This is a genomic window from Isoptericola sp. S6320L, assembly GCF_023015685.1.
GTDB lineage: Bacteria > Actinomycetota > Actinomycetes > Actinomycetales > Cellulomonadaceae > Isoptericola > Isoptericola halotolerans_A.
The window spans coordinates 97,720-121,964 of record NZ_JALKAT010000010.1 but is presented as its reverse complement, the minus strand read 5'-3'; the positions used below and the strand labels follow the sequence as shown (position 1 = coordinate 121,964).

Sequence of the window (24,245 nt, the reverse complement as noted above, 5' to 3'; positions counted from 1 at the left end):
CGACCAGGCTACGGGAGGACGCGCAGGCGCCGGTCACGCGCCGCGGTCGCGACGTGCTCGTCCCACGCCGCGACGAGGGTGTCGTCGTGCGCCACGGCGAGCGCGCTGGCCACGTGCACCGCGTCCCCGCCCCGCAGCGGGTGCGGCCCCGCGGCCAGCTCGGCCGCGGTGTCGGCGACCCGGGACGTGACCTCGACGAGGTGCAGGGCGGGCCAGAGCGCGGTCCACCGGTCGAGCGCCCGACGGCGCGAGCCCGGGTCGAGCACGCCGGCACGCTCGCCCGCGGCGAGGATGGCGCGCAGCTCGGTGTCGGCCAGCCGGGACGTGACGACGACGTCGGCCCGGTTCCACAGCGCGCTCGCCAGGTCGGAGCCCTGCTCGGGGACGCACAGCTTGACCAGGGCGCTGGCGTCGAAGTAGACGAGTGCCATCGGGGCGGGGTCCTCTCAGCGGCTCACGGGCTCAGCGGCGGATGCGCCGGACGAGTCCGGACAGTCCCGAGCGGGCGGCACCGTTGCCCGCGCCGATCGCCTGCGCCGTCTGCGGCACGGCGTGGGTGGGGCGCCCCGCCTGGGCCGGCGTGAGCAGCCCGTCGCGCACGAGCTCGCTGACGAGGTCGGCGCTGCCCACGCCCGTGAGCCGGGCGACCGGGACCCCACGGTCGGTGATGACCACGTCCTCGCCGTCGCGAGCCCTCTCGATCCACGACTTCAGCTCGGCGCGCAACGCGCTGACGGATACCTCCATGACCAGCGACGGTACACCCCGCGGCGGCAGCCGAACAGGGCACTCACCGCCCGGAACCGCCGAACAGCATCTTGGCCAGCAGGAGCATGAACCCGATCCAGCCGACCACGAACGTCAGCCAGGACCACTCCCACCCGGCGGCCATGCCGACGACGACGAAGCCGACGAACGCGGACACCCAGATCACTCCCGCCAGGATGCCGAACCGTGCCGCAGCCTCCAGGTCGCGGGAGAACCGGTCACCCGGCCGGCCGTGCTCGCGGGCGGCCTGACGGACCCATGCCTTCTCGCGGTTGGTCTGCGTGGCGCCGAGCCCTGCGAACAGCCCGACCCCGCTCACGAGCGGTGGCGCGGCGAGGATCGTCAACCACGGGGGCCCGCCGGTCACGACGATGCCGACCAGCCCCACCCCGACCACGACGAGCCCGGCCGCGGACCCGTACCCGGCGGCCCGCCCGGCGCGGACCGGATGCTTGGTGGTGGTCTCCTGCGCCACGGAGCTGCCCACGATCCAGCCGCCACCGAGCCCGGCGCCCAGGATCCACCCGACGAGCGCGCCGACCGGGGCCGCGATGACACCGATGATCCCGAGGTAGACCAGGACCAGGAGCGCGGCCGTGGTGGCCGCGGTGATCACGAGGCTGACCACGAAGGCGGGCCGCGGCCGGACCTTGTGCGCCAGCGCGGCCTGCGCCATCGACCCGTACCCGTCGGTGCGCGCACGGGCCGGCGCCGGTTCCGTCGTCTCCGCGAGGAGCGCCCGCACGTCGCCGAGCTCGTCGACGGCACGGCGTGCCGCGTCGGCGGGCGCGACGCCGGAGGCCTCGAGCTCAGCGGCCCGGGAGGCGAGGTTCGCCCGGATCTCCTCCTTGAGGTCCTGGACCTCGGCGGTCGGCTCGACGCCGGCGAAGACGTCGTCGAGGAGGCGGTGGACCGTGCTCATGTGCGGGGTTCCTTGTCTGTGAGCAGGAGGGTGTCGATCACGTCGCGGGTGGCGAGCCACGCGGCGACGTTGCGGCGGAACACGGCGCGTCCGGCGTCGGTGATCCGGTAGTACTTGCGGCGCCCGCCCTGGGACTCGTCGCCCCAGTAGGCCTCGACCAGGCCGTCCCGGGTCAGCCGGCGGTAGGTCGCGTAGAGCGTCGCCTCCTTGATCTCGTGCGCCCCGCCGGTGGCGTCGCGGATCGTCTTGTAGATCTCGAAGCCGTAGCGGTCGCCGCGGCGCAGCATCGCCAGCACGACCGTGTCGGTGTGGCCCCGCAACATGTCGGCGGAGAAGGCGTCCTCCGCCGGAGGGCTCTCGTCGGACTGCATCACGACAGGTACTATATCTGATCAACTACTTGTGTCGAGCAGGCCCGGGCACGCGCCGGGCGGGCCGCACGCCGAGCGCGACCCGGCGCGCCGTGGCAGGCTGCCCAGCAGGCGAGCACCAGGGAGGACCTCGCGTGACGGCGCAGACCGCAGACCCGCAGGCGCTACCGCAGTCGAAGATCTGGGCCATCTTCGGCGGGCTCATGCTCGCGATGCTCCTGGCGGCCCTCGACCAGACCATCGTCGCCACCGCGCTGCCCACGATCGTCAGCGATCTCGGGGGCGCCGAGCACCTCTCCTGGGTCGTCACGGCCTACATGCTCGCCACCACCGCGACCACCGTGCTGTGGGGCAAGCTCGGCGACCTGCTCGGGCGCAAGGTGCTGTTCATCGTCTGCATCGGCATCTTCCTGGGCGGCTCGATGCTGTGCGGCACGTCCGAGACGATGGGCCAGCTGATCGCCTGGCGTGCCCTGCAGGGCGTCGGTGGCGGCGGTCTGATGGTGCTGAGCCAGGCGATCATCGGCGACGTCGTCTCACCGCGCGAGCGCGGGAAGTACCAGGGGCTGTTCGGCGCCGTCTTCGGCGTCTCGTCGGTCGCCGGGCCGCTCCTGGGCGGCTGGTTCGTGGACAACCTGTCGTGGCAGTGGGTCTTCTACATCAACGTGCCCATCGGCATCGTCGCGCTCGTGGTGGTCGCCGCCGTGCTGCCGCCCATCACCCCGCGCAGCCGCCCGCGGATCGACTACGCGGGCATCGTCCTGCTCGCCGTCGTCTCCACCGCGATCGTGCTGACGACCAGCCTCGGCGGGACGACGTGGGGCTGGAATTCCGTGCAGGTGTACGCGATGGTCACGGTCGCCGTGGTCGGGGTGGTGACCTTCGTGCTGGTCGAGCGCCGCGCCCCCGAGCCCGTGCTGCCGCTGCACCTGTTCCGCAACCGGGTGTTCTCCGTCGCCGCGGTCGTCGGGTTCGTGGTCGGGTTCGCGATGTTCGGCGCGATCACCTACCTGCCCCTGTACCTGCAGACGGTCAAGGGCTCGAGCCCGACCCTCTCCGGCCTCGAGATGACGCCCATGATGCTGGGCCTGCTCCTCACCTCGATCGGGTCCGGGCAGCTCATCACCCGGACGGGGCGGTACAAGGTCTTCCCGATCCTGGGCACGGCGATCACCGCCGTCGGCCTCTTCCTGCTCTCCCTCATGGACCGCGACACGACGACCCTGCAGTCCAGTCTGAGCATGTTCGTGCTCGGCATGGGCCTCGGCATGGTCACGCAGGTGCTGGTGATCGCCGTGCAGAACGCGGTCGCCTACCGCGACCTCGGGACGGCCACGTCGGGCGCCACCTACTTCCGGACGATCGGCTCCTCCGTGGGCGTCGCCGTCTTCGGGACGATCTTCGCCAACCAGCTCGTCGCGAACCTGTCGACCGGCGCGCCGTCCACGGCCCAGGGCCCCTGCGGCCCCGACGTGCTCGAGGCGTCCCCGCAAGGGCTGGCCCAGTGCCCGCCCGACGTCCAGGACTGGTTCCTGGACGGGTACGCCGACACGCTGCAGACCGTGTTCCTGTGGGCCGTGCCGGTCGCCGTCGTCGCCTTCGCCCTGTCCTGGCTGCTGCCCCAGGTCGAGCTGCGCACCGCGACGCGCGACGCCGAGCCGACCGTCGCCGCGGGTCAGGCAGCGGGCGAGACCTTCGCCCTGCCGTCGAGCCGGACCTCGCTCGAGGAGCTGCGGATGATCCTGTGGCGACGCGTCGGCGCGCAGGACCCGCTGCGCGTCTACGAGATCACCGCCCCCGACGCCGACCTCTCGCCCGAGGAGGCCTGGATGATCACGCGCGTCTCGCTCAAGCGCAGCCGGGAGATCTCCGTCATGGCGGAGCGCAGCCACGCCTCCGAGGCGACGGTGCGGCACGTGGCCGCCGGGCTGGCCGGGCGCGGTCTCGTGGACCTCGCGGGGTCCACGGTGACGGCCAACGACCAGACGGACGTGGCCGCGGAGATCCTCCGCGAGGCCGAGCGGCGACGGATCCAGCAGGTCGTGGCGGAGTGGCCGGGCGAGGAGCCGGAGATCGACAGCCTCGTCCACGAGGTCTCGACGCTCGTGTTCGCCGACGCCACCGACTGACCCGTCCAGCGTGCGGGCGCGATTCTTGGCCCGATATGCCCCGGATGTCCCAGTTCTCGGTGGCACGAAGTGCACCCACAACGGGAAGCACGGCGGTCAGAGCTCCGGCAGGTGCTCGCGTGCCGCTCGCGGGTCCAGCCCGCTCGCCTCGAGGGCGTCGACCACCGGCGAGCGCAGCAGCACCACCAGCGACGCCACCCGCAGGTCCCCGCCGCCGACGGCGTGCGGGTCGGCCGCCGCGGCGACGTCGACCAGCACGGCGCGGGCCTCCTCCACGGACGCTCCCCCGCCGACGGCGGAGGCCAGCAGCCGCGCCCCGCCGGCGAACCGCTCGACCTCGTCCGCCAGCAGACCGAGCTCCGGCCACGTCCCGTCCGGCCCGACGACGGTCGGCGCCCGGCGCGCGAGGAGCCGGACGCTGCGCATGGCCCGGTCCACCAGCACCGCCTGCCCGGCCAGGACGTGGATGTCGCCGCGCTGGGCCCGGTTGACGCCGACCCGCGCGATCTCCTCCGCCCGGCGGGCCGTGTCCCGCCAGTCGGCCAGCACCGCCTCCGACGCGCGGCCGCGCACCAGCGCCGCGCCGAGGTCGTCCATGTCGCGCTGGCGCAGCCCCCGCCCGACCGTCTCCAGCGTCTCCGCCAGCTCCGTCGTGGCCTCGTAGGCCAGCGAGCGCAGCCGTCGCAGCGGGTCGCTGGGCAGCAGCAGCGTGACGGCCAGCGCCACCAGCCCGCCGACGGCGGCGTCGGTCCACCGGCCGAAGGCACCCTCGTTCGCCACGGCCGCGGGCAGGCCCACGACGACGATCGCCTGCACGCCGGCCTGCGTGACCAGCAGCGGCCCGCGGTCGATGAACCGGGCCAGCAGCGCCGAGACGAGGAGCACGACGGTGAGCTGCCACCAGCCGGTACCGATGAGTCCCACGATGACCTCGCCGATGCCGACGCCGACCGCGACGCCCACGGCGACCTCGGCGACGCGGCGCAGCTCCCGCTCGAACGAGAACCCCAGGCACACCCAGGCCGCGACGGCGGCGAAGAAGGGCTGGTCGTGGCCGAGGACCACCTGCGCCAGCAGGTAGGCCGCCCCGGCGGCGAGGGACGCCTGGACGATGGGCCAGAACCCGGTGCGCACCCGGGCGAGGCCCTGCCGGATGCGGATCCGCCGGACGAGCGTCCGCACCGCGGCACCTGCGGCTGCGCCCGCCTCCCGCGGGTCCGGCGCTCTCACCGCACGATCACAGCAGGCTCTGCGAACCCTCGCCACCGCGCGGGGTCAGCCCGCGCAACGTCTCCCGCCGGCCCTCGGGCCGGTCCGCGGAGACACCCTCACCGGGCACGATCGTCTCCTGGGTGGCGTCGACCACCAGCTCCTGGGCGTCCGCGCCGGTCCCGACGGTGCCCACGACGACGAGCGGCGCGTCGTCCGGCAGGCTCCGCTTGACCACGGCGAGGGCCACCGGGCCGAGCTCGTGGTGGCGCGCGACCGAGGTGACCGTGCCGACCACCTTGCCGTCCGCGCCGTCGCGCCGGACCTCCGCGCCGCCCTCGGGCACCACGTGCTGCGACCCGTCGAGGTGCAGCATGACGACGCGCCGCGGGGGTCGGCCCAGGTTGTGCACCCGCGCGACCGTCTCCTGGCCGCGGTAGCAGCCCTTGTGCAGGTGGACGGCGGTCCGCAGCCAGTCGAGCTCGTGGGGCACGGAGCGGTCGTCGACCTCGCGCGCCAGCCGCGGGCGCCACGCCTCGACGCGCAGCGCCTCGGTGGCCCAGGTGCCGGCGAGGCGCCAGCCCGCGGCCTCCCGCTCCGCGACGGCGTCGGCGAGCGTCTCGCGCGGCACCAGCACGAGCCGCCACGCGCGGTCCGCACCGGGGTGCTCCTCCTCCGAGGGCCCGTACCGGGTGCCCCCGACGGCGACGCGCGGCCAGGTGTCCCACCACGTCACGGGCTCGCCCTCGGCACCCTCGGCGGCCACGGGCTCGCCGATCGCGGCGAACTCGCCGGTGACGTCGTCGATCTCGACCCGCATCATGAACCGCATGCGCGTGAGCCAGGCGACGAGGGGCTCGACGTGGTCGCGCTCGGTGATCAGCCAGGTGGACGTGCCGTCGTCGACGACGCCGAGCGCGTGCTCGATCCGCCCCTGCGGCGAGAGCACGAACAGCTCGGTGGAGGTCCGCGGCGCCAGGTGCTCCACGTCCTGCGAGGTGATGGAGTGCAACCAGGTCAGGCGGTCGGGACCGGTGAGGCGCACGACCCCGAGCTGGGACTGGTCGACGACGGCGCCGCCGCGGGCGAGCGCGCGCTGCTCGGCGACGGGCTCGCCGTAGTGCCAGGCGACGCCCTCGTCGGGACCGGTCGCCGCGACGGCGCCGGGGCGGTCCAGGACCGGGCTGCGGTAGGTCATGACAGGCCGTCGACGCGGTCGAGCTCGCCGGAGGCGTACGAGCCCATCGGGTGACCGAACGCGGCGAGCTCCTCGAGCCACAGCAGCCGGCCCTCGACGTTGCCGTAGAGCCGCTTGGCGGCGGTCACCTCGGCCGCGGTGGACGTCCGGGCGACGAAGTCGGTGGCGAGGTCGACGCGGCCGTCGCCCACGAGGCCCAGGAACAGCGAGAGCCGGCCCGACGCGTCGGTCACCAGCACCTCGAGGGCGTGCTTGCCCTCGGGCAGGTCGTCGGGACGCTCCGACGAGATGCGCCAGTAGCCGGTCTCGGTGGACCACACGGTGTCGAAGGCGTCGTCGCCCTCGCCCTCGCCGGCACCGTCCGTCGTCTCGCCGTCCGCCGCCGCGGCGGAACGCACGCGCAGCGTCGAGGCGAAGCGCAGGTACGGCCCGCCGTCGTGGTCGAAGACGAGCTCCTGCCGGAACGGCGTCTCGGCGATGCCCTCGTACTTGATGACGCCTGCACCCGTCCACCGGCCGACGAGCCAGGCGAGCGGGTACACCTCGGGCGCGAGTCCCTCGGGGAAGGCGAAAGGCATCAGCGCTGGCCCTGGAACAGCTTGTAGACGACGTAGCCCGCGAACCAGGTGATCACGCCGACCGTGACGACCAGGAGGCTGGTGAAAAAGATCTCGAGTGCTTCGACCGACATGCTCCGATCCTAACCGCGGCGCCACGGCTAGGGTCGGCGCTATGACCGAGACCACATCGCAGCGTTCCCTCGTCGTCAAGACCACGGCCGGCACCGAGCGGGCGGAGGCCACCAACCAGGCGCTGACCGTCGCCGCCGCGGCCGTGGCGGCGGGCGTCGAGGTGTCCCTGTGGCTCACGGGCGAGTCGGCGTGGTTCGCGCTGCCCGGCCGGGCGGACGAGCTCGAGCTGGAGCACGCGGCGCCGGCCGCCGACCTGCTCGCGGCGGTCCTGGCCGCCGGCACCGTCACGCTGTGCACCCAGTGCGCCGCGCGGCGCGGGATCGGCCCGGACGACGTGCTCGACGGCGTCCGGATCGCGGGCGCCCCGGTGTTCGTCGAGGAGTCGTTGCGGCCGGGCGCGCAGGCGCTCGTCTACTGACCGCGCCCGGGGGCGTGCAGCGCCTCAGGCCCGGGCGCGCCGGAGCCGCCGGCCGATCAGGTAGAGCTCGCAGCCGAGGCACAGCCCGACGGTGGCGTTGAGCGCCGCCGCCAGGAAGGCGATCCCCGCCGCCCACGGCACCGCCGCCAGGACGCCGGCCAGGCCGAGCACGACACCAGCACCGGTCACGACGAGGCCCACGAGCTGGGCGAACCGCGGCGGGCGCGGGTCCTCCAGGTGCTCCGGGCTGCCGAGGCGCGGGCGGACGAGCAGGCGGAACAGCCAGCCCTGCCAGGTCGCCTGCGGACCGCGGACCGCGCCCGGCAGGAAGCTCAGCGCGACGACGGCGAGCAGCACCAGCGCCGGGGTGGTGGGCCCCAGCAGCACGACGACGGCGAGCAGCGCCGCCGTGATCCCCGCTCCCACGCGCGGACCGCGGGGGTCGATCCCGGCGGGCTCCGCCGTCGTCCCCTCCGGGGTGTGCGGTGCGGTGCGGTGCGTGCGGGTCATGCGTTCCTCCCGGAAGGCTGGTCGATCGGTGTGACGGCGGCGAGCGCGGCCCGTGCCTGAGCGGGGGTCATGGCTCCCGACGCGCGAGCCACCTCCGCCCCGGCGGCGTCGAGCACGAGCACGGTCGGGGTACGCAGGACACCCGCCCGGAGCGCCAGGTCGAGGTGGGTCTCGACGTCGACCTCCACGTGGGCGACGCCGGGCTCCCCGGCCGACAGCACTCCCAGCACCCGGGCGGTGGCGCGGCAGGGGGCGCACACCGGCGCGGAGAACTGCAGGAACGTGGCCCGCGCGCCGGGGAGAGCGCCCAGGGCGGCGAGGTCGGCGGCCCAGACCGCCGACGCGTCCCCGGCCGCGGCGCCGTCGTGCCGGCGCAGGCGGCCCTGCCGACCCCGCCAGACGAGGCCGACGACGGCGGTCAGCACGACGAGCGCGACGAGCGACGGCCACTGCACGGACATCCTGACCTCCCTGTGGTCCTTCTCCGGCGGGGAACAGATCCGTTTGCATGAATGTTCCCGGTACCGTGGAGCCTGCGATGCGCCGTAGCGTACGCGCCCCGACGCCACGGCACCGCCGCCAACCCGCTCACGAGACGGGTGCAGCGGCAGCCGCCGCGGGCACCCTGGAGGACCCGCGATGACCGACGCCCCCACCCGGATCTGGAACGACCTCGTCGTCCCCGCCCCCGGGACCTACGAGCTCGACGTCGCCCACCAGCGCATCGGCTTCCTGGCGATGCACATGATGGTGAGCCCCGTCCGTGGGCAGTTCGGCACCGGTTCCGCCGTCATCCACGTCGCCGAGGACCCGCTCGCCTCCACCGTGGCGGCGTCGATCGACGCCGCGTCCATCGAGACCGCGCACCCCGACCGGGACGCGCACCTCAAGAGCCCCGACTTCCTCGACGTCGACGTCTTCCCCACGATCGAGTTCCGGTCCACCGGGGTGGAGTGGAACCCCGCGCCCGACCCGATCTTCTCGTGGGCGGCGCTCAAGGGCCGCCTGCCCGGCCGGGACGTCGACACCCAGCGCGCCACGGCCGGGTCACGCACCCGGTTCGTGCTCCACGGGCACCTGACGATCCGTGGCGTCACGCACCCGATCGCGCTCGACGCGGAGTTCGGCGGCGTCGGCACCGACCCGTACGGCCGCCACCTGTTCGGGTTCAGCGCCACCGCGGACTTCGAGCGGGAGAAGTTCGGGCTGCTGTGGAACGTCGCCCTGGAGGCCGGCGGCGTGCTGGTCGCCAAGACCGTCCGCATCGAGCTCGCGGGCGAGGCCATCCGCGTCGACGGATGAGGCCTCCGACGGTGTGCCGGACGGCCGGGCACGTCAGATGACGACGCGGCCCACCACGAACACGAGGATCCCCGTCACCACGACCGGGACCGCGGCGGCCGTCAGGCCCGCCCGGCGCAGCGACAGCGTCGGCTGGCGCTCGAAGAGGAAGCGCAGCGCCGCCGCGATCAGTCCCGCCACGAGCCCGGCGATCATGCCGGTGACCGGCTCCACCTCCGGGACCGCCGACGCGGTGCCCGCTCCCGCCACGGCGCCGAGCGCGACCGAGATGAGCGAGCCGGTCCAGCCGCCGGCGATCGGCAGCGCCGAGACCGCGGCGGCGACGGCGAGCGCCACGGCGCTGGTCAGCACCAGCGCCGCCCCGGCGTCCGAACGCCCCGTGGCGACCCAGCCGGAGGCGGAGACCGCGACGACGATCCCCGCCGTCATGCCGCTCACCGACTCCACGAGCCGGGGGCGTCCGCCACGCCGGAGCATCTGCGCCACGAAGGCGAGGACCAGGGCCATCGCGATGACCAGGGGGACGTTGCGCAGCACGGGCTCGTCCTCGGTCGCCCACGCCATCGCGACACCGCCGAGGCCGGCGAGCAGCACCACCAGCACGGTCGCGCCCTCCGCGGGCAGTCGCAGCAGCGCGGCCCAGCCCACCGCCACGAGCACCACGAGACCGGCGGCGGCGGCCGTCGTCCACAGCGGCCCCAGGTACGCCGCGGCGGCGACGAGCGCGGCGAGCGCGGCGGTCGTCACGGCACGGGTGGTCACGGTCACGACGAAGAGTCTCGCATGCCGACCCGTTGTGATCTCCGGCGCAGGGCACGGTACCTTTACCACCACCGGTGGCGGGAGGAGGTGCGCGTGGCCGAGCTGTTGATCCTGACCCCCGCGACAGGCGGGTCGGTCGAGGTACTGCCCGCACTGGGTCTGCTCTCGCACAAGGTGCGGGTGCTGCCGATGGAGCCGTCCGCGCTGGTGGACGCCCCCGACTCGGACGTCGTGCTGCTCGACGCGCGCCGCGACCTGGTCGCCGCCCGCACCACCTGCCGACTGCTGCACGCGACCGGCCTCACCGTCCCCCTCGTGCTCGTCCTGACCGAGGGTGGGCTCACGGTCGTCAACCACGAGTGGGGCGCGGACGACCTGCTGCTCGAGAACGCCTCCCCCGCCGAGGTCGAGGCCCGCCTGCGGCTCGTCGTGGAGAAGTCGGCCCACGGCCCGGCGGACGACTCGCCCCAGGAGATCTCCGCGGGCGAGCTCGCGATCGACGCCGGCGGCTACACGGCCCGGCTCCGCGGCCGGCCGATCGACCTCACCTACAAGGAGTTCGAGCTCCTCAAGTACCTCGTGCAGCACCCGGGCCGTGTCTTCACCCGCGCCCAGCTCCTGCAGGAGGTGTGGGGCTACGACTACTACGGCGGCACCCGCACGGTCGACGTGCACGTGCGCCGCCTGCGCGCCAAGCTCGGGCCCGAGCACGAGCAGCTCATCGGCACCGTGCGCAACGTCGGCTACCGGTTCGACCCGCCGAAGGAGCCCCGCGACGACGAGGGCGACGACCCGGGCTCGGGCGCTCGAGGCTCCACGCGGGTGTCCTCGGGCGGCTGAACCGGTAGGTTCGGCGCGTGACCGCCATGCCCGACACCGACTACACCTCCGCCCTCGTGGACGGGCCGTGGCGTCACGAGTTCGTCCCGGCCAACGGCTCCCGGTTCCACGTCGCGACGGCCGGCCCCGCCCGGGGCAACGGCGACCGCGCCCCGCTCGTGCTGTTCCTGCACGGGTTTCCCCAGATGTGGTGGGCATGGCGCCACCAGCTCTCCGCGCTGTCCGACGACGGCGTCCGGGTCGCCGCGATGGACCTGCGGGGTGTGGGCGCCTCCGACAAGCCGCCCTCCGGGCACGACATCCCCACCCGCACGCGGGACGTCGCCGGCGTGGTGCGCTCCCTCGGTCACGACCGTGCCGTCGTCGTCGGCTCCGGCACCGGCGGTGCGCTGGCGTGGGCGATGGCGGCGCTGCAGCCCGCCGTCACGGCCGGTGTGGTCTCGCTGGCCTCGCCGCACCCGCTGCGCCTGCACGTGCCCGGGCGGCGCCTGCTGACCCCCGCCGCCCGCAAGACGCTCGCCCTCTACCAGCTTCCGTCGGTCGCCGAACGTCGCCTGACGCGGGGCGACGAGGTGGCCCGCGTGCTCGCCGCAGGTGCGGCCCGACCCCTGCCGTCAGAGGTCGTGGACCGGTACCGCCAGGTCATCCGCATCCCGTTCGCCGCGCACAGCTCGGTCGAGTCCCTGCGCTGGCTGACGCGATACGCCGCGCGGCCCAGCGGACGGCGGTTCCTGGCGGCCCTGCGCCGGCCGATCGACGTGCCCGTGCTGCAGGTGCACGGCACCGCCGACGGATTCGTGCGGGCCGCGACGGCCGACGTCGACGGTGCGGCGCTCGCGCGCGACTTCCGGTTCGAGGTGGTCGAGGGCGCCGGCCACTACCTCGCCGAGGAGGCCCCGGACGCGGTCGACGCCCTCCTCGCCGACTGGCTCCCGCACGCCCTCGCCGCGAGGTAGTCACCCACCCGCCGAGGTAGTACCTCGCTTGCCGAGATAGTGCCGCGCCCGGCGACGTAGTGGCCCAACCGGCGAGGTAGTCGCCGGCCCGGCGAGGTAGTGCCGCTCAGGCCCGGCCGCCCGTGCGGACGAGCTTTGCCGCGGCCGCCGGGTCGGTCTCGCCCGCGCCGTACGAGGGGCACCACCGGGCCACCGGGCAGGCCCCGCACGCCGGACGACGCGCATGGCAGATCCTCCGCCCGTGCCACACGAGGTGGTGGCTGAGCATCGTCCAGTCCTTCTTCGGGAAGATGGCGCCGACGGCGTGCTCCACCTTGACCGGGTCCTCCTCCGTCGTGAAGCCCAGCCGCCGTGCCAGCCGGCCGAAGTGCGTGTCGACCGTGATCCCCGGGACGCCGAACGCGTTCCCCAGGACCACGTTCGCCGTCTTGCGCCCGACGCCAGGAAGCGTGACGAGGTCCTGCAGACGGGCGGGCACCTCGCCGTCGTACCGCTCCACCAGCGCGCGGCCGAGGCCCATCACCGCACGGGTCTTGGCCCGGTAGAAGCCCAGCGGGCGCAGGATCTCCTCCATCTCCACAGGATCGGCGCCGGCGAGGGCGGCCGCGTCGGGATAGCGGGCGAACAGGGTGGGGGTCGTCGCGTTGACCCGCACGTCCGTCGTCTGCGCGGAGAGCACCGTGGCGATCAGCAGCTCGAGCGGCGTCGTGAAGTCGAGCTCGGCGCGCGCCTCCGGGTACGTCTCGGCGAGCACGCGGTCGATCCGCCGCGCTCGGCGGACCAGCGCCAGGGGCGACTCCCCCGTCGGGGTAGGCTGCTGTGGCTTCTCGGCGGTCACCTCGGCAGCGTATCGGCCACGTCCGACACCGACCGCGGTGCCCTGACAGGAACCACGGCGGCCGCTCGTTCGTTCGCCGGGGAGCCACCCGAGACCGACCCTTCCAGGCACGATGCCCCTGCGTGAGGCACACTGAGACCTGGAACACATTTCGAGACAGCACCGTCCCGCGCGGACGACATCTGAGAACGTGAGGATTCCTGTGGACGACACCGTCGTGCTCTCCGCCCCCCTCTTCGCGGACATGGACAGCGAAGAGTCGAAGGCACTCTTCGAATCCATGATCCCCGTCGAGCTGACCCGCGGAGACGTCCTGTTCCGCGAGGGAGAGCCGGGCGATCGTTTGTACGTGATCGCGCAGGGCAAGATCAAGCTCGGTCGCCGCTCCAGCGACGGCCGCGAGAACCTGCTCTCGATCCTCGGACCGGGCGAGATGTTCGGCGAGCTGTCGCTGTTCGACCCCGGCCCCCGCACCGCCACGGCCTCGTCCGTCTCCGACGCCCTCTGCTACGAACTGCGCCACCAGGCCCTCGTCCAGTGGATCGCCGCGCACCCCAACGTCGCCACGACGCTGCTCGGCGCCCTGGCCCGCCGGCTGCGTCGCACGAACGAGACCCTCGCCGACCTCGTCTTCTCCGACGTGCCCGGCCGCGTCGCCAAGGCGCTGCTCGACCTGTCCAACCGGTTCGGCGAGCCCAACGACGAGGGCGTCCGCGTCGCCCACGACCTCACGCAAGAGGAGCTCGCCCAGCTCGTCGGCGCCTCCCGCGAGACCGTCAACAAGGCGCTGGCCGACTTCGCGACCCGCGGCTGGGTCCGGCGCGAGGGCCGCGCCGTCGTCCTGCTGGACCTGGACCGCCTGGAGCGAAGGGCTCGCTGAGCCCGCTGAGGCGCGAGTGTCCGATAAGAAGCGGGCAGGCCACCGCGTTCCCTAGGTGTACTCGGTCATGAGGTTGGTATCAGTTCCGGTTGGCGAGAGGGAGGACCCCCGGGCTTAGTGGAGATGTCTGAAGTCTTCACAACCCGGAGGTCTTCGTGTCCCACGCGAACGCCCGCCAGAAGTCTCGCGGAGGATGCTGATCGTCGAGCGTCGCCGCCAGAGCTGGAAGCAGGCACACATCGCTGCGGCGATGGGCGTCTCGCGCAGTGCGTTCGGTGCTGGCTGCACCGGTTCGCCATCGAAGGCGAGGCCGGCACGGTCGGCCGTGGACGCATCCCCGACGGCGGCGGGTGGCGCGCCCACAGCCGCGAGAACCGCGAGAACACCCGCAGCAGGAACGATGGTGTGTCCCGCGTTCCGTGGAGCCGGATTACTGGATTCTTGTGCCACCTGACCCGGTAGGAGTGGCCTCGTGGGACGTCGTGGGTATTCTCCGGAGTTCCGGCGCAAGATGTTGGACACTTGCTCGATTCTGGCCGCAAGGTCGCCGACGGCGGAGACCGTTGCGCAGGCACGACTCGGAGATTCCAAAGTCCTCGCGATCTTCTTGATCGGAGCCTCGCCGCGGCGAGCGATCGCCAAGACGTCGTCGCCGAACTCCTTGGGTTGGGGTCTGGGCACGGGACACATCCTTCCAGCAGCACCCGCAGGCACCACAGGTCAACCACAGGTCAGATGTCACCTATCCGTGCAGCTATCCCAACTGAACCATGCGGTCATGAGCGAATCGGTGAGCCGGGTACCGAGTCGGGCGTGGCGTCGTTGCGCAGGGCGCGAGAAGTATCATGTCGAGAACGTCACTTGCGAAGACTGGCGATAGCACCAGCAAACTGCCGTCATGGAGCAGCGCGGAACCACATCCGGGCAAAAATGTCGAGAATCCACCAACCTAAAGCAAGGATCGCCGCAATGGCTAAAAGGGCCAAAAGGGCCAAAAAGAGCCGCTTTGCATTCTTCACCTTAGACTACCGTAGGACATAAAACGCTCGCCTCCTATGACCGGCTACTCAACAATCTGTTCGCCTCGAAACCTCAGCGGTGCAGGTACAAACCTGAACGGCAACCGCGTCCGAGCATCGATCCGATCGACTATTCACATAATGGCAACCGCGAACAGCTGGCGCGACCGGCCGATGCCCGGACTGAGCCCGCGACTGGGCAGACTGGCGAGCGACTCGACTAGCATCTGCTTGGACCTCATCACCTCGCGCGGGGCCCAACTTCGGCCATTGTGGTGTCCTTCGGCGCGTGGCTTGATCGATCTTGCCGGTTAATGGGACACGGCACGCTCGCCTCGCCAGCGAAGACGCGGTTCACAGCCCACAACCCGACCCTGCCTGCACCCTGGGTGCGAGTGGCCCTTCGCACCCGCTCGTACGTTATGTACTGCGACTCACACGTTGTGTACTGCGATCCGGGCCAAGCCGTCAGACGGCGGTGCGGGAGGTGGAGGAGAACTTGTTGTTGCGTGAGGAACCAGGTGCTTGAAGGCCTACTCGGGGAGGGTGACGATCAGCTCGACCTCGACCGGGGCGTCCAGCGGGAGGACCGCGACGCCGACGGCGGAGCGCGCGTGCGTGCCGGCGTCGCCGAAGATCTCACCGAGCACCGTGCTGGCACCGTTGAGCACGGCGGGCTGACCGGTGAACGACGGGTCGCTCGCGACGAACCCGGTCACCTTAACGATGCGGACATCGTCGAGAGAGCCGACGACGGAGCGCACCGCAGCGAGCGCGTTGAGCGCGCAGGTGCGGGCCAGGTCCGTGGCCGTGGCGGCGTCGACGAGACCGTCGCCCTCGCCGACCTTCCCCGTGACGGGCAGCTCGCCGCTCACGAACGGGAGCTGCCCGGCGGTGTAGACGTAGCTCCCCGAGCGGACCGCCGGCTGGTACGCCGCGACCGGTGCTGCGACGTCGGGCAGGGTGATGCCCAGCTCGGCGAGGCGGCTGTCGATGCTCATACCCGCGCTCACGCGCCGGAGGGCCGCTTGAGGTAGGCGACCAGCCCGGTGCCGTCGGGGCCGGGCACGACCTGCACGAGCTCCCAGCCGTCCGCACCCCACTGGTCCAGGATCGCCTTGGTGTTGTGGATGAGGAGGGGGATGGTCGCGTATTCCCACGTGGTAGCCATGCGGCGATGGTAGCCCGAGCGGGTGAAGCCCGACGTCCGGGACCGGCCGTTCTCCGGCCTCGACCACCGCTCCACAGGACCTGCACACGCGCGGTGCGCGGATCGGCTGGCCCCGTCGGGGTGACCCTCTAGGCTTGGAACATGGCGAACTCTGAGCCGCGCAGCATGACGCGCACGATCCCCGCGACCCAGATGGTCGCGCTCCTGCTCGCCTTCCTGCTCGCCGCCGGCGCCGGTGGCGTGCTCGCTGCGGGGTTCGTCATCCCGGCGGTCGCCGGCGCCAACGCCGCCGCCGACAGCACCATCGAGATGTACGACGACGTGCCGGCCGAGCTCGAGCCGCAGCCGTTGTCGCAGCAGTCGCGCATCTACGCGAGCAACGGCAAGCTGCTGGCCACGTTCTACTACCAGAACCGCATCGTGCTACCGCTCGAGGAGATCTCCGAGCACATGCAGCATGCGGCCATCGCCATCGAGGACGAGCGCTTCTACGAGCACAACGGCGTGGATCCCAAGGGCATCACCCGCGCGGCGGTCAACAACCTCAGCGGCTCGGACACGCAGGGCGCGTCGACGATCACGCAGCAGTACGTCAAGAACATGCTCATCGAGGCGGCGCTGCAGGACGGCGACCCCTTCGCGGTGATCGACGCGCACGAGGACACCCTCAACCGCAAGCTCCGCGAGGCGAAGATGGCCATCGCGCTCGAGAAGAAGATGTCCAAGGAGGAGATCCTCCAGGGCTACCTCAACGTGGCGCAGTACGGCAAGAACCAGATCTACGGCGTCGAGACTGCCTCCCGCTACTACTTCGACAAGTCCGCGATCGACCTGACGCCGGTCGAGGCGGCCACCATCGCCGGTGTGACGAAGGCGCCGAGCCAGTTCGACCCCACGCAGAACCCGGAGAACGCGGAGGAACGCCGCAACCTGGTCCTGCAGAACATGTGGAAGCTCGGGTACATCACCACCGAGCAGCGCGAGGAAGCACAGGAGACGCCGCTCGAGGACACCCTGAAGGTGACGCCGGTGTCGGCCGGTTGCCAATCGGCCAACGGATCGGCGTTCTTCTGCGACTACGTGATCAAGGAGATCCTCCTCGACGCGACGTACGGCGAGACGCGGGCCGACCGCAACAAGCTGCTCTACCGTGGCGGGCTCGAGATCCACACGACGCTGGACATGAAGATGCAGCGCCAGGCGTACAAGACCATCAAGAACAACATCCCGCCGGACGACCAGAGCGGCCTCGAGGCCTCCGTCGTCTCGGTCGAGCCGGGCACGGGCAAGATCAAGGCGATGGCGCAGAACGTGCCCTACACGGGGACGAAGGCCGCCGACAAGGCCTCCCGCGACACGACCGTCAACTACAACGCCGACTACATCCACGGCGCGTCCGGTGGGTTCCAGCCGGGTTCGAACTTCAAGCCGGTCGTGCTCGCCCAGTGGCTGCGCGAGGGGCACACGCTGAACGAGACCGTCACGGCCAACAAGGTGGGCCGTTGGCCCCAGAACTTCAACGCTCCCTGCACCCAGCTCACCAGCGCCAAGCCGTGGGAGCCGGCGAACGCCGAGGGCAACACGGCGGGCAACATCTCCGTGCTGCGAGCCACCTACGAGTCCGTGAACACCGCGTACGCGTCGATGGGCTACGAGATCAACCTCTGCGACCTCGCGGACAACGCCTGGGACATGGGCTTCCGGCCCACGAGCAAGCCGAACCACGGACCGCTGACGAGCGCGAAGAAGTCCGACGTCGACGTCCAGGCTCCGATGGTGCTCGGTACCCAGGAGTCCTCGCCGCTCAACATGGCCGCCATGTACGGCACCTTGGCCTCGGGCGGCACCTACTGCACGCCGGTCGCGGTCACCGAGGTGACCGGTCCGGACGGCGAGGCGTACGACGTCCCCGCGTCCAAGTGCGACAAGAATGCGCTGCCCAGCAACATCGCGAACACGGTCGTGTACGCCATGGAGCAGGTGTTCAGCGGCACCGGTACCGCGAGGGCTCTCGGCGGCCTGGCCGACGGGCGACCGGTCGCCGGCAAGACCGGTACCTCGCAGCTGGCCGCGCAGACCTGGTTCAGCGGGTTCACCCCGCAGCTCGCCACCACGGTGTGGGTCGGTTCGGTCGACAACCCGCTCGAGGACCACGCGACGGTGCCGATCACCGTCAACGGCGTGACCCACATGCCGATGTACGGCTCGCGGGTCGCCGCTCCGGCGTGGAAGGAATACATGGACGTGGCCGTCGAGGGCATGCCTGTGCAGGACTTCGGCTCGCCCGACCAGAACCTCATCGGGCAGGCGCCGGCGCCGTATGTCCCGCCGTCGACCGATGACGACGACGAAGAGTCGTCTGACTCGTCCGACGACGGCGGCGACAACAATGGCGGCGGTGGCGGCAACGGCGGCGACGACAACGGCAACGGCAACGGCGGCGGCAACGGCGGCGGCAACGGCGGCGGCAACGGCGGCGGCAACGGCAACGGGGGCGACGACTGAGCGCCCGCGGGGTGCTCGGCGGGATCGTCTCCGTCGCGGCAGCCGGGCTCGCCTACGCCCATCTGGAGACCAAGCTCTTCACCGTCCGGCACGTGACCGTTCCGGCCCTGCCGGCCGGTGAGCGCGACCTACGGGTCCTGCACGTCTCCGACCTGCACCTGACGCCCACCCAGCACCGCAAGATCGCCTGGGTGCGGTCGCTGGCGGCCCTCGAGCCGGATCTGGTCATCGACACGGGTGACAACCTGGCGCACCGTGAGGCCCTCGGTCCGCTGCTCCACGCGCTGGGGCCGCTGCTCGAGCAGGCTCCGGGCGCCTTCGTCATGGGGTCGAACGACTACTACGCGCCCAAGCCGAAGAACCCCGCCCGCTACCTGTGGACGCGGTCCGGCCCTCGCACCCGCAGCGCGCCCAACCTGCCGGCCGCCGAGCTGGCCGCGGCGATGTCCGGCGCCGGGTGGGCGGACCTGACGAACCGGCGTGACGCCGTCGTCGTCGACGGACGACGCATCGCGTTCGCGGGGGTCGACGACCCGCACCTCGGCCTCGACGACTTCCCCGCACCCAGCCCGGCGCAGGACGACGAGGGCGAGGCGCTGCTCCGGCTCGGCGTCACGCACGCCCCGTACACCCGCGTGCTCGACCAGATGTACGCCGACGGCGCGGACGCGATCATCGCCGGGCACACGCACGGCGGCCAGCTCTGCGTGCCGTTCTACGGAGCGCTGGTGACCAACTGCGACATCGACCAGCGGCGGGCCAAGGGACTCCACGGCTGGCCCGGCGCCCGCCCGGACGCGCCCGACGGCGGGGACTCCACCTGGTTGCACGTCTCGGCCGGCGCGGGCACCTCGCCGTACGCGCCGGTGCGGTTCGCGTGCCGCCCCGAGGCGACGTTGATCACGTTCACGGCGCGCTAGCGGATCCGGTTTTCGTTCCCGGGCGATCGTCGGCTATTCTGAGCAGGCTTCCGCGGACGGGCTCGTCCTGTGCTGCGGATGCAGTCCTTCGGGGTGTGGCGCAGCTTGGTAGCGCGCTTCGTTCGGGACGAAGAGGTCGCAGGTTCAAATCCTGTCACCCCGACCACCAGAAAGGCCCTCTGACCAGCGGAAACGCTGAGTGCGGAGGGCCTTTCGCATTGCCTCGACGGGACCGGTTGCGGGGATGCTTCATCACCTGCTTCATTACGGCCCGGGACTCCGGCGCGTCTGGACGGTCTGCGGCGGACCACTGGCGCGAGTTGGAGCATCCTCACCTCCCAGGCAACGAGGGCTTGATCGTCCGCGACGATCGAGCCCTCATCCCCGGATGCTCCGTCTGTCACCCGCCATCGTCCGCCTGTCGCACCTGGCCGTTCCCCGGCATCTTGAACAACGGGTCCATGTGCCACTCGGGGTTGACCACCTCCATGCCGGCGAACTCGTTCATGAACGTCGCCCCGGTGTGGATCACAGGGCGCAGCTCGTGGCGGTAGATGCGCTCTGTGGTCGAGGTGTCGGAGTGCCCGACGACGTGGGCAATCTGCTCGACGGCCGCTCCGCCAGCGGACATGAGCGACACGAACGAGTGGCGCAGCTCGCGCGGGGTCCACTCCTTGGCATCCACCGAGGGGACGAGCTTGAGCGCGGACCGGAACGCGCGACGCACGTCCGCGGCGTCGAGCGGAGTGCCGACCGACGTCGTGAACACGTGGCCGGTCTCGGCCCAGTCGGAGCCAGCCCTGGCGCGGTCTGTCTCCTGCTCTCGGCGACGCCTACCCAGAGCCTCCGATGCGACGTCGGGTAGGGCGAGGGTGCGCCGGGACTTCCTGGTCTTGGTGTCCCCGGATGTCCGCACGGAGCGCCAGACCTCGATCGCGGGTGGGCTCGAGGCGAGGTCGACGTGGTTCCACGTCAGGGCGCGCATCTCCTCGGTGCGGATGCCGACGAGCATCGACACGACGATGTACGGGTACATCCAGTGCCCTTTGGTCAGCTCAAGGACGTCCAGCGCCTGCTTCTCGGTCAGGGACTTCGACTTCCGCCCAGCACGCCCTCGTGGGGTCACGGCGAACTCGACCACGTTCCGCTCGATGAGGTCACGCGCGACGGCACGCTTGATCGCGCTGTTGAACTGCGCCTTGACGTCAGCGACCGTGCGCGTCGAGCGTGTCTTCGCCAGCTCGGCCAGCAACGCCTCGACGTGCTTGGTCGTCAGCTTCCTGAGCAGCACGTCGCCAAGCCCGTCGATGACGTGCGCGGACAAGTACGCGCGCGTCTTGACCGTACTCTCGTCGACCTGACCTTGGCCGTATCGGAGCCAGTCGTCGACCGCGTCGCGCACGGTGAGTTTCTCGGCGCCCGGCGGGACACCGTTCTCGTAGGCGCGGACGAGCCGACGCACAGAATCGATTGCCGCCGAGCGCGACTTGCCGTAGCCCGTCTTGCGGACCTCCTTGCCACGGTCGTCGTAGGCGACAACCCGGGTGGCGACCCAGCGTTGCCGCTTCTCGTTCCAGTAGACGCCACCTTCGCCGCGTGAGCGACGCGGCGGCTTCTTCGACCGCTCGGTCATGCGGCACCGTCCGAGAGGCTGTCGACGTAGTCACGCACAGCCTCGACGGGCACGAGGCGGCGGGTACCGACCTTGACGGTACGCAGGGCACCGCACCGGATCAGCTCGTAGACGACGGTCCGCCCGACGCGCAGCACCTCGGCAGCCTCCTCGACCCGGTAGAGCATCGGGGCGACCTGGCTGGCGGTGATCGGCTCATTCCTCGACATTTCTCCCCCAAGGGCGTTGTTGCCGGCACCAGCAGTGCCGGCGAGGGAACTTCCCTCACACCCTGGGAATGCCTCCCGAGGGCCGGCGGAGTAACAGGCGAACCTGAACTCTATGGGCCGACGACGAACCCGGGCAGACCCGGGTGTGTCCATGCGGTGTTACTCCGCGGCCGTCGGACAGGCATTCCTCTGGCGAGGGGCACCCGCCTCTCGACACCCGCCACGACCGGAGGGATCCAGGGCTATGAGGACCCAGACCAACAGGGGCTTGCCGTTCGCGCGCCGTTGCGACTCGTGCGACGCCGCCGTCGTCGGGACCATCACCTTCATCGCCGTCGACGGCGAGCACCGGTACGCCGTCTGCCTCGACTGCGCCACCGACGCGCTCACCCACCCCGCCAGGCACGCTCGTCTGCGCTTCACCGTCGCCCGCACCGGCGCCGTGGTCACCCGAGGCGTGATCGGCGGTGCCGCATGACCACGCCCACCTTCGCTACGACAGATGTCGGGCGGTTCGATCCGTCCGACCCGGTGCGTTCCCGCAGGTCACAGCCCTGCCGGACGCTTCGGACTGTTGGCGTGTGCGCGCACAGGCGCGATGACCGGAACGGGGCCGAACATGGGACCCCGTCGTCGGCTTGCGGTATCGTCGCCGATCGGCTGATATGCGGACATGACGCTACCGGCCGACAGCCACGTGCACAGCGAGTGGTCCTGGGACACCGGCGGCCCGACCTCGCAGGCCGCCGGACGTATGCGGGCCACGTGTGAGCACGCCGTGCGGATCGGGCTCGGCGCGATCTACTTCACCGAGCACCTCGACATTCCCGACACGTGGCGGGCTGAGCCCGAGGACCTGATGGCATACCAGCAGGACTTCCTCAACGCTGCGGGCCGCGTCGACTTCGCACCCTTCGACGCGGCGGGCTACCTGGACGCGGTCGACCGCATGCGGCACGAGTTTCCTGACCTGCACATCCACACGGGGGTCGAGTTCGGCCAGCCCCATCTGATGGGTCGTCGCGCGGCCCAGGTCGTTGACCTGGACCTCATCGATCGCGTGCTCGGCTCGCTCCACACGCTCGATCTGGGCGACGGTCCGGCCGAACCCCACACGCTGTACCGAGACCACGACCCGGGCGACGTCCTGCACGCCTACCTCGCCCAGGTGCGCGTCACGGTCGCGGGATCCGACGCCTTCGAGGTCTTCACGCACATCGACTACGCGGTGCGCACGTGGCCCGTCGCCACCGCCGGACCGTTCGATCCACGCGCGTTCGAGGACGGCTTTCGCGCGGCGCTGCAGTCAATCGCCGACGGCGGCCGCGCGCTTGAGATGAACACCCGCCGGCTCTGGCCGTGGATCCCCGAGTGGTGGGCCGATGCCGGCGGCACGGCGGTGACCTTCGGCAGCGACGCCCACACGCCCGACGCCATCGCGTCGAACTTCCCCGAGGCCACGGCGATGCTCGAACACTTCGGCTTCCGACCCGGCCGCACCCTGGAGGAGTTCTGGACTCGCTAGCGTGGTCTCTAGGGCCTGTTTCAGAACGACCGTGATGCCGGATTTGGCATGATTCGTCGTCGTGGGTCGAGGAGATCTGTCTGACGAGCAGTGGGTGGTGTTGGAGCCGTTGCTGCCGGTCGCGGGGTGCGGCCGCCCCGCCGGTTGTCGTCGATTGCAGATCGACGGGATCCGGCATCGGGTGCGCACGGGTTGCCCGTGGCGGGATCTGCCCGATCGGTTCGGGCCGTGGCAGACGATCTACGGGCTGTTCCGTCGCTGGCAGCGCGACGGGACCTGGACCCGGTTGCTGGACGCGCTGCGCACGCGCGCGGACGGGGCAGGACGGATCACGTGGGAGCTGAACGTGGACTCCACGGTGTGCCGGGCTCACCAGCACGCGGCTGGAGCCCGTCGATCCGGTGGTGAGCAGAAGGAGCCGCCGGGAGGCGTGAGGGTGGAGCCGGCCGACCACGGGCTGGGTCGTTCGCGTGGCGGGTGGACGTCGAAGATCCATGCCGCGGCCGAGCAGGGGCAGAAGTTGATGGCGGTCGTCGTCACGCCGGGCCAGTTCGGCGACAGTCCGCAGTTCCAGGTCGTGCTGGACCGGGTGCGGGTCGCCCGGCCGGGCGGCCTTGGTCGACCTCGGACCACGCCGGACCGGGTCCGGGCGGACAAGGCCTACGCGTCCCGGGCGCACCGGGGCTACCTGCGTCGGCGCGGCATCAAGACGACGATCCCGGAGAAGTCCGACCACGCCGCGCACCGGCTCGCGCGCGGGCGCCACGGCGGGCGTCCACCGAAGACCGACTGGGTCGACTACAAGGCGCGGCACGCGGTGGAGTGCATGTTCGCCCGGCTCAAACGATGGCGGGCGGTGGCTACCCGCTACGACAAGCTCGCCGTGCGCTTCGAGGCGACCGTCCAGATCGCCGCGATGGACGACTGGCTGCGCCCGACCAGCTGACCGCTCGACCAGCTGACTTCGCCATCGGCGACCCACATCATCACCCCCGCACGATGGCAGCGGTTGATACCTGTTGACCCCTCTCGTTGCCGGTGTTGCGTCCTGGCTGCTGGAATCGATGCTCGTGGCGGCTTACGTAGTGGACACCGAGGACGGGCAGTACTTCATCGAGCCCGACCAGACCACGATCTGCGACCTGATCACCGGGCTCAGCCCCAGCAACTCGTTCCTGGTGGTCCTGCCCGATACCGACGCCCCGACCTGGCACGCATCCGTCACCCGCCAGGGCGCCGGCTATCTCGTCGAACACCGTGACGAGAACGGGCGTGACACCAAGACCACGGCCACGGACCCCACCCAGATCACGACCGGCCTCATCGCCTGGCTCCAGCAACGCCCCTGACCAGTACTTCTGAAACAGGCCCTAGCAGCGAGAACTCGCCGCCATGATCTGCTCTACGGGCGCCGAGCCGCGGCAGGGCAGCTCAACGGCCGCACCGTGCGCAGGACTCCTCGAGCCGG

Annotated in this window: 28 protein-coding genes and 1 tRNA gene; 13 read left to right on the top strand and 16 right to left on the bottom strand. The window is 71.5% G+C overall.

What is annotated here, in order from left to right:
- Nucleotides 1–8 precede the first annotated feature (8 nt).
- Genes MWU57_RS08335 through MWU57_RS08320 form a run of 4 tightly spaced genes read right to left on the bottom strand, consistent with a single transcriptional unit; the run spans nt 9 to nt 2,061 of the window.
- Complete coding sequence (locus tag MWU57_RS08335; RefSeq protein ID WP_106266209.1) at nt 9–431, bottom strand: type II toxin-antitoxin system VapC family toxin; 423 nt, start codon at nt 429–431, stop codon at nt 9–11.
- Nucleotides 432–462: 31 nt separating this feature from the next.
- Nucleotides 463–747: a type II toxin-antitoxin system prevent-host-death family antitoxin gene (locus tag MWU57_RS08330; protein ID WP_246908715.1), complete on the bottom strand. Its 285-nt coding sequence runs from the start codon at nt 745–747 to the stop codon at nt 463–465.
- 43 nt (nt 748–790) lie between these two features.
- Entirely contained in the window at nt 791–1,690 is a 900-nt protein-coding gene (locus tag MWU57_RS08325) for a permease prefix domain 1-containing protein (RefSeq protein ID WP_246908713.1), read from the bottom strand.
- On the bottom strand, nt 1,687–2,061 hold the full coding sequence (locus MWU57_RS08320; RefSeq protein WP_246908724.1) for a PadR family transcriptional regulator: 375 nt from the start codon (nt 2,059–2,061) through the stop codon (nt 1,687–1,689). The genes MWU57_RS08325 and MWU57_RS08320 overlap by 4 nt, the downstream gene beginning before the upstream one ends.
- 134 nt (nt 2,062–2,195) lie before the next feature.
- Between MWU57_RS08320 and MWU57_RS08315 the strand changes: the two genes are divergently transcribed.
- Complete coding sequence (locus tag MWU57_RS08315; protein WP_106266214.1) at nt 2,196–4,190, top strand: MDR family MFS transporter; 1,995 nt, start codon at nt 2,196–2,198, stop codon at nt 4,188–4,190.
- Nucleotides 4,191–4,286: 96 nt separating this feature from the next.
- Here MWU57_RS08315 and MWU57_RS08310 read toward each other — a convergent pair whose 3' ends face one another.
- Genes MWU57_RS08310 through MWU57_RS08300 form a run of 3 tightly spaced genes read right to left on the bottom strand, consistent with a single transcriptional unit; the run spans nt 4,287 to nt 7,175 of the window.
- Nucleotides 4,287–5,372 carry an aromatic acid exporter family protein gene (locus tag MWU57_RS08310; RefSeq protein WP_246908711.1) on the bottom strand — a complete coding sequence of 362 codons (1,086 nt, stop codon included), beginning with the start codon at nt 5,370–5,372 and terminating at the stop codon, nt 4,287–4,289.
- Nucleotides 5,373–5,427: 55 nt separating this feature from the next.
- The gene (locus tag MWU57_RS08305) at nt 5,428–6,597 is read right to left on the bottom strand and encodes a folate-binding protein YgfZ (protein ID WP_246908709.1); all 1,170 of its coding nucleotides are present in this window, start codon (nt 6,595–6,597) and stop codon (nt 5,428–5,430) included.
- Entirely contained in the window at nt 6,594–7,175 is a 582-nt protein-coding gene (locus MWU57_RS08300; protein WP_246908707.1) for an FABP family protein, read from the bottom strand. The genes MWU57_RS08305 and MWU57_RS08300 overlap by 4 nt, the downstream gene beginning before the upstream one ends.
- 154 nt (nt 7,176–7,329) lie before the next feature.
- Between MWU57_RS08300 and MWU57_RS08295 the strand changes: the two genes are divergently transcribed.
- The gene (locus tag MWU57_RS08295) at nt 7,330–7,707 is read left to right on the top strand and encodes a DsrE family protein (RefSeq protein WP_246908706.1); all 378 of its coding nucleotides are present in this window, start codon (nt 7,330–7,332) and stop codon (nt 7,705–7,707) included.
- A 24-nt stretch (nt 7,708–7,731) separates the two neighbouring features.
- On the opposite strand, the gene MWU57_RS08290 is transcribed toward MWU57_RS08295, so the two are convergent.
- On the bottom strand, nt 7,732–8,217 hold the full coding sequence (locus MWU57_RS08290; RefSeq protein ID WP_246908705.1) for a DUF4395 domain-containing protein: 486 nt from the start codon (nt 8,215–8,217) through the stop codon (nt 7,732–7,734).
- Nucleotides 8,214–8,678 carry a thioredoxin family protein gene (locus MWU57_RS08285; RefSeq protein ID WP_246908704.1) on the bottom strand — a complete coding sequence of 155 codons (465 nt, stop codon included), beginning with the start codon at nt 8,676–8,678 and terminating at the stop codon, nt 8,214–8,216. Before MWU57_RS08285 ends, MWU57_RS08290 begins: the two co-directional genes overlap by 4 nt.
- 178 nt (nt 8,679–8,856) lie before the next feature.
- On the opposite strand from MWU57_RS08285, the gene MWU57_RS08280 reads away from it, so the two are divergent.
- On the top strand, nt 8,857–9,519 hold the full coding sequence (locus MWU57_RS08280) for a YceI family protein (RefSeq protein WP_246908703.1): 663 nt from the start codon (nt 8,857–8,859) through the stop codon (nt 9,517–9,519).
- 33 nt (nt 9,520–9,552) lie between these two features.
- On the opposite strand, the gene MWU57_RS08275 is transcribed toward MWU57_RS08280, so the two are convergent.
- On the bottom strand, nt 9,553–10,287 hold the full coding sequence (locus MWU57_RS08275) for a hypothetical protein (RefSeq protein ID WP_246908702.1): 735 nt from the start codon (nt 10,285–10,287) through the stop codon (nt 9,553–9,555).
- A gap of 87 nt (nt 10,288–10,374) precedes the next feature.
- Here MWU57_RS08275 and MWU57_RS08270 point away from each other — a divergent pair, with 87 nt between their 5' ends.
- Both MWU57_RS08270 and MWU57_RS08265 read left to right on the top strand, forming a co-directional pair.
- The gene (locus MWU57_RS08270) at nt 10,375–11,121 is read left to right on the top strand and encodes a response regulator transcription factor (protein WP_246908701.1); all 747 of its coding nucleotides are present in this window, start codon (nt 10,375–10,377) and stop codon (nt 11,119–11,121) included.
- Nucleotides 11,122–11,147: 26 nt separating this feature from the next.
- Nucleotides 11,148–12,077: an alpha/beta fold hydrolase gene (locus MWU57_RS08265; RefSeq protein WP_106266482.1), complete on the top strand. Its 930-nt coding sequence runs from the start codon at nt 11,148–11,150 to the stop codon at nt 12,075–12,077.
- A 106-nt stretch (nt 12,078–12,183) separates the two neighbouring features.
- Here the strand turns inward: MWU57_RS08265 and nth are convergent, their stop codons facing one another.
- Nucleotides 12,184–12,915 (bottom strand): endonuclease III, encoded by a 732-nt coding sequence (gene nth, locus MWU57_RS08260; RefSeq protein ID WP_246908700.1) that lies wholly within the window; start codon nt 12,913–12,915, stop codon nt 12,184–12,186.
- 202 nt (nt 12,916–13,117) lie between these two features.
- Here nth and MWU57_RS08255 point away from each other — a divergent pair, with 202 nt between their 5' ends.
- A complete protein-coding gene (locus MWU57_RS08255) occupies nt 13,118–13,795 on the top strand; it encodes a Crp/Fnr family transcriptional regulator (RefSeq protein ID WP_106266234.1) in 678 nt (225 codons plus the stop codon).
- Nucleotides 13,796–14,691: 896 nt separating this feature from the next.
- On the opposite strand, the gene MWU57_RS18060 is transcribed toward MWU57_RS08255, so the two are convergent.
- From MWU57_RS18060 to MWU57_RS08245, 3 genes are all read right to left on the bottom strand, one after another.
- Nucleotides 14,692–14,814 carry a hypothetical protein gene (locus tag MWU57_RS18060; protein WP_281495429.1) on the bottom strand — a complete coding sequence of 41 codons (123 nt, stop codon included), beginning with the start codon at nt 14,812–14,814 and terminating at the stop codon, nt 14,692–14,694.
- A gap of 533 nt (nt 14,815–15,347) precedes the next feature.
- On the bottom strand, nt 15,348–15,815 hold the full coding sequence (locus MWU57_RS08250; protein WP_246908698.1) for a RidA family protein: 468 nt from the start codon (nt 15,813–15,815) through the stop codon (nt 15,348–15,350).
- Nucleotides 15,816–15,823: 8 nt separating this feature from the next.
- Entirely contained in the window at nt 15,824–15,985 is a 162-nt protein-coding gene (locus MWU57_RS08245; protein WP_098464656.1) for a DUF4177 domain-containing protein, read from the bottom strand.
- Nucleotides 15,986–16,126: 141 nt separating this feature from the next.
- Here MWU57_RS08245 and MWU57_RS08240 point away from each other — a divergent pair, with 141 nt between their 5' ends.
- The 3 genes from MWU57_RS08240 to MWU57_RS08230 all read left to right on the top strand — a co-directional run bounded on the left by MWU57_RS08240 (nt 16,127) and on the right by MWU57_RS08230 (nt 19,576).
- A complete protein-coding gene (locus MWU57_RS08240; protein ID WP_246908696.1) occupies nt 16,127–18,490 on the top strand; it encodes a transglycosylase domain-containing protein in 2,364 nt (787 codons plus the stop codon).
- A gap of 11 nt (nt 18,491–18,501) precedes the next feature.
- Nucleotides 18,502–19,410, top strand: coding sequence for a metallophosphoesterase (locus MWU57_RS08235; RefSeq protein WP_246908694.1), 909 nt, complete (start codon nt 18,502–18,504; stop codon nt 19,408–19,410).
- Between the two features lie 89 nt (nt 19,411–19,499).
- Nucleotides 19,500–19,576, top strand: a tRNA-Pro gene (locus MWU57_RS08230).
- A gap of 234 nt (nt 19,577–19,810) precedes the next feature.
- Here MWU57_RS08230 and xerC read toward each other — a convergent pair.
- Nucleotides 19,811–21,043 (bottom strand): tyrosine recombinase XerC, encoded by a 1,233-nt coding sequence (gene xerC / locus MWU57_RS08225; protein WP_246908693.1) that lies wholly within the window; start codon nt 21,041–21,043, stop codon nt 19,811–19,813.
- On the bottom strand, nt 21,040–21,252 hold the full coding sequence (locus tag MWU57_RS08220) for a helix-turn-helix domain-containing protein (RefSeq protein ID WP_246908692.1): 213 nt from the start codon (nt 21,250–21,252) through the stop codon (nt 21,040–21,042). Before MWU57_RS08220 ends, xerC begins: the two co-directional genes overlap by 4 nt.
- A 244-nt stretch (nt 21,253–21,496) precedes the next feature.
- Between MWU57_RS08220 and MWU57_RS08215 the strand changes: the two genes are divergently transcribed.
- The 4 genes from MWU57_RS08215 (at nt 21,497) to MWU57_RS08200 (ending at nt 24,126) form a co-directional block, all read left to right on the top strand.
- The gene (locus tag MWU57_RS08215; RefSeq protein ID WP_246908691.1) at nt 21,497–21,730 is read left to right on the top strand and encodes a hypothetical protein; all 234 of its coding nucleotides are present in this window, start codon (nt 21,497–21,499) and stop codon (nt 21,728–21,730) included.
- 195 nt (nt 21,731–21,925) lie between these two features.
- Complete coding sequence (locus MWU57_RS08210) at nt 21,926–22,777, top strand: PHP domain-containing protein (RefSeq protein ID WP_246908690.1); 852 nt, start codon at nt 21,926–21,928, stop codon at nt 22,775–22,777.
- A gap of 61 nt (nt 22,778–22,838) precedes the next feature.
- Nucleotides 22,839–23,723: an IS5 family transposase gene (locus tag MWU57_RS08205; RefSeq protein WP_246908689.1), complete on the top strand. Its 885-nt coding sequence runs from the start codon at nt 22,839–22,841 to the stop codon at nt 23,721–23,723.
- A gap of 124 nt (nt 23,724–23,847) precedes the next feature.
- Nucleotides 23,848–24,126 (top strand): hypothetical protein, encoded by a 279-nt coding sequence (locus tag MWU57_RS08200; protein WP_246908688.1) that lies wholly within the window; start codon nt 23,848–23,850, stop codon nt 24,124–24,126.
- Nucleotides 24,127–24,245 lie beyond the last annotated feature (119 nt).